The organism is Anaeromyxobacter terrae, from assembly GCF_022690685.1.
GTDB lineage: Bacteria > Myxococcota > Myxococcia > Myxococcales > Anaeromyxobacteraceae > Anaeromyxobacter > Anaeromyxobacter terrae.
Map to the genome: position 1 here is coordinate 114,229 of NZ_JALCYY010000010.1, position 8,091 is coordinate 122,319.

Annotated in this window: 6 protein-coding genes; 3 read left to right on the forward strand and 3 right to left on the reverse strand. The window is 76.4% G+C overall.

Annotated features, from left to right (window positions below; translation table 11 throughout):
* The first annotated feature begins 1 nt into the window (after position 1).
* On the forward strand, positions 2–1,669 hold the full coding sequence (locus tag MNY62_RS06710) for a sensor histidine kinase (RefSeq protein ID WP_242343341.1): 1,668 nt from the start codon (positions 2–4) through the stop codon (positions 1,667–1,669).
* A gap of 4 nt (positions 1,670–1,673) precedes the next feature.
* Here MNY62_RS06710 and MNY62_RS06715 read toward each other — a convergent pair whose 3' ends face one another.
* Positions 1,674–2,315 carry a CPBP family intramembrane glutamic endopeptidase gene (locus MNY62_RS06715; protein ID WP_242343342.1) on the reverse strand — a complete coding sequence of 214 codons (642 nt, stop codon included), beginning with the start codon at positions 2,313–2,315 and terminating at the stop codon, positions 1,674–1,676.
* Positions 2,316–2,363: 48 nt separating this feature from the next.
* Here MNY62_RS06715 and MNY62_RS06720 point away from each other — a divergent pair, with 48 nt between their 5' ends.
* Positions 2,364–3,773: an NAD-dependent succinate-semialdehyde dehydrogenase gene (locus MNY62_RS06720; protein WP_242343343.1), complete on the forward strand. Its 1,410-nt coding sequence runs from the start codon at positions 2,364–2,366 to the stop codon at positions 3,771–3,773.
* 15 nt (positions 3,774–3,788) lie between these two features.
* On the opposite strand, the gene MNY62_RS06725 is transcribed toward MNY62_RS06720, so the two are convergent.
* Both MNY62_RS06725 and MNY62_RS06730 read right to left on the reverse strand, forming a co-directional pair.
* Positions 3,789–4,130 carry a transcriptional regulator gene (locus tag MNY62_RS06725; RefSeq protein ID WP_242343344.1) on the reverse strand — a complete coding sequence of 114 codons (342 nt, stop codon included), beginning with the start codon at positions 4,128–4,130 and terminating at the stop codon, positions 3,789–3,791.
* 226 nt (positions 4,131–4,356) lie between these two features.
* The gene (locus MNY62_RS06730) at positions 4,357–6,036 is read right to left on the reverse strand and encodes an acyl-CoA dehydrogenase family protein (protein WP_242343345.1); all 1,680 of its coding nucleotides are present in this window, start codon (positions 6,034–6,036) and stop codon (positions 4,357–4,359) included.
* A 114-nt stretch (positions 6,037–6,150) separates the two neighbouring features.
* Between MNY62_RS06730 and MNY62_RS06735 the strand changes: the two genes are divergently transcribed.
* Positions 6,151–8,055 (forward strand): GAF domain-containing protein, encoded by a 1,905-nt coding sequence (locus MNY62_RS06735; RefSeq protein ID WP_242343346.1) that lies wholly within the window; start codon positions 6,151–6,153, stop codon positions 8,053–8,055.
* Positions 8,056–8,091 lie beyond the last annotated feature (36 nt).

Below are 8,091 nucleotides of genomic sequence, written 5' to 3' on the forward strand. Positions count from 1 at the left end.
CGTGCCACGCCGCGGCTCGCCCTCGCCCGTCGCCGCGGCCGCCGCGGAGGAGCTGAAGGCGCGTCGCGAGGAGATCCTGCGCGCGTGGGAGGCCGCGGTGCGCGCGCTCCCGGGCGCGCGCAAGCTCGACCGCGCCGCCCTGCGAGACGACACCCCGTCGATCCTGGATCGCGTGGCCGCGGACCTCACCGGCGGCGCGCCGGCCGGGGATCCCCGCGGCCACGCCCGCCACCGCGTCGCGCAGGGCGTGGACGTCGAGACGGTGATCGCGGAGCTGTCCGTGCTCCGCGGCTGCGTCACGCGCGTCTGGGCGGAGGCCGGCGCGCTCGCCGTCGAGCCGCTCGCGGCGCTGGAGCGGGCGCTGCACGAGGCCGTCGTCGAGGCTGCGCGGACCGCTGCGGAGGCGCGGGAGCGCTTCTTCTCCACTCGCGCGCGGGAGCTCGCGCTGCTCTCGCGCGTGAGCGACGAGCTCGCCGCGGAGCCGGAGCTCTGCGCCCGGCTCGAGCGGGCGACGGAGCTCGCGGTGCCCGATTTCGCGGACTGGTGCGCCCTCGTGCTGCTCGCGCCGGGGGCGCGGCTCGAGCGCATCGCCGTGTACACGGCCGATCCCGATCGGCGCGCGCTCGCCCGCGAGGTGCTCGAGCGGTACCCGATCGACCTCGAGGCGCCCCGGGGGCTCGGGCGCGTGCTGCGGGAGGGCACGACGGAGCTCGTGGAGGACGCGGATCCCCAGTTCCCGGAGCGCGTCGCCGCCAGCGCGGAAGCTCGAGCGATGCTCGAGCGGCTCGGCATCCGCTCCTACCTCGCGGTGCCGCTGCGCGGCCCCGCGGGGGGCATGGGCGCGTTCGCCTTCGGGATGTCGACCTCGGGCCGGCGCTTCGACGAGCGCTCGGTACCGATCGCCGTCGAGCTGGCCCGGCGCGCGGCCCTCGCCATCGAGAACGCCCGCCTCCTCGAGGCGGCGCGCCGCGAGGCGCGCGCGCGAGAGCAGATCCTCGCCGTCGTCTCGCACGATCTCCGGACGCCGCTCTCCGCGATCAGCATGGGGGCCCACCGGCTGAAGGTCATCGCCGCCAGCGCGTCCGCGGAGGCGGTGCGATCGATCGCCGAGGTCGTCCGCCGCTCCGCGGGCCGCATGGAGCGGCTCATCGGCGATCTGCTCGACGTCGCGGCCGTGCAGGCAGGGCGCCTCTCCGTCGCGCCGGCGCCCCAGCGCCCCGGCGAGCTCGTCCGGGAGGCGGTCGACTCCATGCACGCCGTCGTTCGCGAGCACGGGGTGGAGCTCGACGTCGACGCCGCTCCGGACCTCCCGCTCGTCCGCGCGGACCACGATCGGATCCTCCAGGTGCTCGGGAACCTCGTCTCGAACGCGGTGAAGGTGACGCGCGCCGGCGGCCGGATCGGCGTCCGAGCCGACGCGCACGGAGCGGCGGTCCGGTTCGCGGTCGTGGACACCGGGCCGGGCATCGCCCCGGACGAGCTCGAGGAGATCTTCGAGCCCTACCGCCGCGGCGCCGACGCGGCCTACCGCGGCACCGGGCTCGGGCTCGCGATCGCGCGCGCGATCGTGGAGGCGCACGGCGGGAGCATCGGAGTCGAGAGCCTGCCCGGCGCGGGGAGCACCTTCTGGTTCACGCTGCCGGTGGCGGACCCGCCGGCCGCCGCGTGACCCATCAGACGGGAGGCGCGAGCGAGGCGACGAGGACGCTCCACGTCGCGTGGCTCACGATCGCGGGCACGAGGCTCCCGCGCCACGCGGCGAGCGCGCCCCAGAGCGCGTAGGTGGGGAGGGTCGCGAGCGCCAGGAACGGCTCGCCGCTCGCGAGCGCGACGGCGACCGCGAGCGCCGTCGCGAGCGCCACCGCCCGCCTCGCGCCGAGGCGCTCGGCGAGCCGGGCCTGCACGACGCCCCGCCAGAACAGCTCCTCGGCGGGTGCGATGAGCAGCGCGAGCGCGAGCGCGGGGAAGAGCGCGCGGGTCTCGAACCGGACGTACATCTCGACCATCGGCCGGCAGAGCGCGTCGGAGAGCCCGCCGCACGTCACCCACAGGAACGCGCGCGTGAGCCCGTACAGCGCGGCGCCGGTCCCGAGCCCGAGCGCGACGTCCGCGGCGCCGGGTCGCAGCCGCGCGAAGAGGCCGGGCGGGGCGGCGGTCGCGGAGAGGGCGATCCAGGCGACGCTGAACGGCACCGCGATCGCGAAGAACTCGGGCGGGCTCCGGGCGACGAGCCCCGTCCACAGCGCGGTCGCCCCGGCCGCGGCGATCACGTACCGGGGGCGCGGCGACGTCGCTCGCTCCGTGCTATGGGACACGCACCGACATTACCGCCGAAGTTCGACGCGCGGAAAGGAAGGGACCTCATGGCCACGATGTCGTCCGTGAACCCCGCCACCGGCGAGGTGCTCGCCCGCTTCGACGAGCTCACCGACGCCGAGCTCGAGGCGAAGCTCGCGCGCGCGGCCGGCACCTTCGCGAGCTGGCGCCGCCGGCCGTTCGCGGAGCGCGCGGCGCTCATGAGCCGCGCGGCCGACGTGCTCGACGGCCGCAAGGATCACTGGGCGCGGACGATGACGCTCGAGATGGGCAAGACGCTCCGCTCGGCCGTGGGCGAGGCGGAGAAGTGCGCCTGGGTCTGCCGCTACTACGCGGAGAACGCGGAGCGCTTCCTCGCCGACGAGGAGGTGAAGGCCTCCGCGAGCCGGTCGTTCATCCGCTTCCTCCCGATGGGCCCCGTCCTGGCGGTCATGCCCTGGAACTTCCCGTTCTGGCAGGTCTTCCGCTTCGCCGCGCCCGCGCTCATGGCCGGCAACGTGGGGCTCCTCAAGCACGCCTCGAACGTGCCGCAGTGCTCCCTCGCGATCGAGGAGGTCTTCCGCGACGCCGGCTTCCCGGAGGGCGCGTTCCAGGCGCTCCTCGTCGGCTCCTCCCGCGTGGCGCGCATCCTCGAGGACGACCGCGTCGCGGCCGCGACGCTGACCGGCAGCGAGGCGGCGGGCGCGGCCGTCGCCTCCACCGCGGGGCGCGTCATCAAGAAGACCGTGCTCGAGCTCGGTGGGAGCGATCCGTTCGTGGTGATGCCGAGCGCGAACCTCGATCACGCCGTGGCGACCGCCGTGACCGCGCGGACGATCAACAACGGCCAGTCCTGCATCGCCGCGAAGCGCTTCATCGTCCACGACGCGATCTACGACCGGTTCGAGCAGGCGTTCGTCGCGCGCATGGCGGAGCTCACGGTGGGCGATCCGATGGATCCGGCGACGGACGTCGGGCCGCTCTCGAGCATGGCCGAGCGCGACAAGCTCGTCACGCAGGTTGCGGCGGCGGTCAAGGCCGGCGCGCGCGTGCTCGTCGGCGGTGCCCCCCTCGCGCGCAAGGGCGCCTACTACCCGCCCACCGTCCTGCGGGGCATCCCGTCGTCGTCGCCCGCCTACCGCGAGGAGATCTTCGGCCCCGTCGCGGCGCTGTACCGCGTCCGCAGCGTGGACGAGGCGATCGCGGTCGCGAACGACGTCCCGTTCGGCCTCGGCTCGAGCGTCTGGACGAACGACGCCGCGGAGCGGCAACGCTTCATCGACGACCTCGCCGCGGGCGCCACGTTCGTGAACGCGATGGTCGCCTCCGATCCACGCCTTCCCTTCGGCGGCGTGAAGCGCTCCGGCTACGGCCGCGAGCTCGCGAGGGAGGGGATCCGCGAGTTCGTGAACGTGAAGACGGTGGTGGTGCAGGAGGATCCGGCGCGCCCGGCCTCGAGCGGGGAGGCGATGGAGTAGGCCGCTCCCGGCGGCTCACCCGTCCTCGGCCGTCCCCACGATCCGGAACACCGGCGGATCTATGCGGGTGCTGCGGCACCTCGGGCAGGCCCCGGGGCGCGTGAGGCGCGACCGGTCCTGGAACGTGTAGCCGCACGCGACGCAGGTCGCGGGCTCGACGACGAGCTTCTCTCCGCGGTGCTCGAGCGAGCGCGCCAGGTGGGTGAGGTGCTCGGCGACGTCCTTCTCCCGCAGGCCCACGTCGGCCGAGAGCTCCTTCGCGGTCGCGGGCCCGGCGCGGAGCGCGCGGCGGAGCGCGTCGCGGAGGGTCTGGGCGCGAGGAGGGGGGCCGGAGGGGGGGATCGGGTCGCGGGGCATGGCGGATCGCGAGCGTAGCGCGGGTCGGGGTCCTCCCTCGACTCCGCGTCTCGGCTGACGCCGAGACACTACGCTCGGGATGAGCGGACTTTCGAGGTCGAGGTCGGGGTCGGGGTCGAGGTCGGGGTCGGGGTCGGGGTCGAGGTCGAGGTCGAGGTCGGGGTCGAGGTCGGGGTCGGGGTCGGGGTCGAGTTCGAGTTCGAGGTCGAGGTCGAGGTCGCGCCGCTCAGCGTGCGCCGCCGTCCGCCGATGGCCCGGTGAGCAGCTCGAGCTCCTCCGCCCCCGGCTCCTCCGCGACGAGGTCGATCCCGTGCCGCGCGAGGCGACGGGCCGCCGCGAGGGCGCGGGGGCCGCGGCCGTGATCGAGGCACCACTGCGCGTGCGCGGCGAGGAGCGCGAGCTCCAGCGTGCGCCCCAGCGTGAGCGCGAGCCGCCGCGCCCCCGCCTCTCGCGCCGGCCCGGCTGCAGCGGCGAGCCACGCCTCGGCCCTCGCCAGGGCGGCGCGCGCCGCCTCGATCGCGGGACGGAGCGCTGGGTCTCGCGCCGCGGCGAGGTGGGCGTTCACCTCCGCCGCGAGCGCCTCCCCGACGCCCTCGCCGGCGAGCGCGCGCAGGACGTCGAGCGCGAGCACGTTCGTCGTGCCCTCCCAGATCGGCAGCACCTGCGCGTCGCGGAGGAGGCGCGGCAGCCCGGTGTCCTCCACGTAGCCCGCCCCGCCGAAGCACTCGAGCGCCTCCGACGCGATCGCGACCGCCTGCTTCCCGGTGGTGAGCTTCGCGAGCGGCGTCACGGCCCGCAGCGCGAGCTGCTCCGCGTCGCTCGCCACGCCCGCCTCGGAGGCGCCGAGGAGCGCCGCGGCCCGGAACGCGAGGAGGAACGCTCCCTCGCGCTCCGCCTCGAGCCCGGCGAGCGTGTCGGCGTGGAGCGGCTTCTCCGCGAGCGGGGCGCCGAACGCGGCGCGGCGGCGGGCGTAGTCGCGCGCGAGCGCGAGCGCGCGCTGCATCCCGGCGACCGCCGCGACCGCGTTCCACGTGCGGGTCACGGTGAGCATCGGCGCGATGGCGCGGACCCCTCCGGAGAGCCCCGCGACGGGCACGGCGCGGGCGCCGTCGAGCGTGAGCTCCGCCGTGGGGAGCTTCCGCGTGCCGAGCTTGTCCTTCAGCCGGTTCACGAGGACGCCGTTCGTCGTACCGTCCTCGTTGCGCGTCTCGAGGTAGAAGAGCGCGAGCCCGCGCGACCCCGCGGGCGCGCCCTCGGGCCGGGCGAGCGCGAGCGCCATCTCGGCGGTCGTCGCCGACGAGAACCACTTCGTCCCGAAGAGCCGCCAGTCGTCGCCGTCGCGCCGCGCGACCGTCTCGGTGAGGGAGACGTCGGAGCCGCCGATCCGCTCCGTCATCCACTGGCCGCTCGTCCACATGCGCGCGGGCTCGCGCGAGGTGAGGCGGGGCAGCGCGCGCTCGACGAGCGCGGCGTTGCCGGCGTCGAGGAGCGCCCGCGCCGCGCCGTCGGTCATCGCGAGCGGGCAGGCGTACACGTCGAGCGACGGCTCGAGGACGTGCACGAGCGCGAGCTGGTGCACGCGCGACGCGGGGCCGTGGCGGCGCTCGTACGCCGTGGCGACGAGCCCGTGCCGCGCCGCGAGGGTCGCGGCCTCGCGCCAGAGCGGCGTGAGCTCGATGTGGTCCACCCGCCGGCCCCAGGCGTCCCAGTGCTCGATGCGCGGCTCGAGGAGCCGCTCCACGGCCTGCTGCGCGAACAGGCGGCCCGCGGCGAGCTCACCCAGGTGCTCGAGCTCGGGCTCGACCTCTCCGAGCGCCCCGGGCAGCGCGCGAGCGACGAGCTCGCGCAGCAGGGGGTCGGCGAGGTACGCGTTCGTGAGGCGCGGTGGGTCCTGGAGGAAGGGCATGGTGACCGCTCTCTAACGCGCGGGACACGCGCAGGCGCGCGCCGCACGGGCGTCGGGAGGTGCAGCCCGTTCAGGACAGCGGGTCGTCTCGCGGACCTGATAATCCTCCCGGAGGTGGTGCCGCGCTTCTCCAGCAACCCGTCGGATCCGCAGGCGCAGCGCCTCGCGCGCTTCGAGGAGCTGCACGCGCTCGGCGTGGCGCTCGCGGGGGCGGTCACGCGGGAGGACGTCGCTGCGATCGTGCTGGAGCGGGCGCTCACGCTCGTCGGGGCCCGCGCGGTGTCCCTCTTCCTGGAGCGCGAGCCGGGGGTGCTCGAGCTCGTCCGCTCGGTCGGCCTCTCGGAGCGCTTTCGCGACCGGTACCGGCTCATCGGCCCGGACACGGCCGTGCCGCAGACCGATGCGTTTCGCACCGGCGAGCCCGTGTGGCTGCGCGATCCGGCGGAGATCGCGGCCCGCTACCCGGCGGCGGCGGACCTCGCGGCGGAGGAGGGGGATCGCGCCTGGGCGGCGGTCCCGCTCGTGCTGGACCGCCGGCGGGGCGCGATCGGGATCCGGTTCCCGCAGCCCCGCGCCTTCGACGCGGAGGAGCGCGCGCTCATCGAGTCGGCGACGCGGCAGTGCGCGCAGGCGCTCGACCGGGCGCGCCTGTACGACGCCCAGCGGCAGCTCACCGAGCGCATCGCGCGGCTGCAGCGCGCGACGGCGGAGCTGTCGGCCGCCGTGACGCCGGAGGAGGTCGGGGCGATCGCCTTGCGCGAGCTCATCTCGGTCGGCGCTCGCGGCGGGGCGGTGCTCCACCGCGGCGCGACGGGCGACCTCGAGCTCGTCGTCGCGCACGGCGTCGCCGGCGCGGCGCTCGCGCGCGTGGCGGCGCCGCCGCCGGAGGGCACGCCGCCCTGGATCGCGGGGCGCGAGGCGATCACGTCGGCGGCGCCCGCGCTCGGGGCTGCGCTCGATCCCGCGGGGGATCCGTGGCTGGCGGTGCCGCTCCGGGTCGAGGGGCGCGACGTCGGCGTCATCGTCCTCGCGATCGATCTCGCCCGGCCCGCGGGTGAGGAGGCCCGCGGCGACGCCCTGGCGCTCGTGCAGGCGTGCGCGCAGGCGCTCGAGCGCGCGCGGCTCTTCGACGCCCAGCGCCGGCTGGCCGCGCGGCTCGCGCGCGTGCAGTCCACCGCGGCGGCCCTGTCCGGCGCGGCGACGGCGGGCGACGTCGCCGAGATCGCGGCGGGGTCCATGGCCGTCATCGGCGCGTCGGGCGCCGAGCTCCACGCCCTCGACCGCGCCGATCGGCTCACGCTCGTGCCGCGCGACGGCGGGCCGCGCACGGCCCGTTCGCTCGACGCCCCCACGCTCGCGGGCGAGGTGGTGCGCACCGGGCGCGCGGTGTGGCTCTCGTCCCGCGCCGAGCTCGAGGCGCGCTTCCCCGCGGAGGCCGCCGATCCGGGGCGCCAGGAGCAGGGCGCCTGGGCGGCGGTGCCGCTGCTCGCGTCGGGCGAGACCCTCGGGGCGCTGACGGTGACGTTCCCGGACGAGCGGCCGATCGACGAGGACGACCGCGCGTTCGTGCGGCTCGTCGCGGCGCCCTGCGCGGAGGCGCTCGCGCGGGCGCGGCTCTACGAGGCGGTGGCGAGGAGCCGGCTCGAGACGGAGTGGAACGCGGGGGTGCTCGACGCCCTGTTCGGCGCGACCCCGGTGGCGCTCGCGCTGTTCGACCGCGAGATGCGCTACACGCGCGTGAACGCGCGCCTCGAAGCGTTGAACGGCGTCCCCGCGGCCGCGCACCTCGGCAAGACGCCGCTCGAGGTGTTGCCGGGCCTCCCCGGAGAGCAGCTCGCGCACAGGTTCAGGACCGTGCTCGAGACGGGTCGGGCGATGGACTCGGTGTCGCTGGGGGAGACGCCCGCCGCGCCCGGCACGACCCGTCGCTGGCGGGAGAGCTGGTTTCCGGTCCGCGTCGGCGGCGCGATCGTGGGGGTGGGCGTCCTCGTGGTCGAGGAGCCGCTGCGCGACGGGTGAGACGGAACGAGGAAGGGAGGGGGGGCCGCGGCCCGG